This is a genomic window from Paraburkholderia sp. SIMBA_030 (assembly GCF_046535245.1).
Classification (GTDB): Bacteria; Pseudomonadota; Gammaproteobacteria; order Burkholderiales; family Burkholderiaceae; genus Paraburkholderia.
On sequence record NZ_JAWRXB010001411.1, the window covers coordinates 1 to 244 of the forward strand.

1 protein-coding gene is annotated in these 244 nt (G+C 32.4%); it reads left to right on the forward strand.

The genetic code is table 11. The annotated features are described in order from the left end of the window. The coding region (locus tag SB772_RS44680) for a hypothetical protein (RefSeq protein ID WP_410839113.1) at nucleotides 1-190 on the forward strand (190 nt) is incomplete at its 5' end. Between the last annotated feature and the right edge of the window lie 54 nt (nucleotides 191-244).

Here is a 244-nt window from a genome sequence, read left to right on the forward strand (position 1 = left end):
GGGGGGGCCGATTGGTGCATCTATTGGGACAATTTATTTTGGAGTAGATAACAATTATGATGGACCAGGAGGACAAGGCTGGCCTGGATTTTTTAATGATGCAAATACAGATCAAAAAATGTTAGACGAAGAATTTAATCAAGCTGGTCCCTATAGATTTCATATAATGGGAGCACACGAACCTAAATAACTATACTTATGAAAAAAATAAAAAAAATATATTACTATTTTTTCTATAAAATAT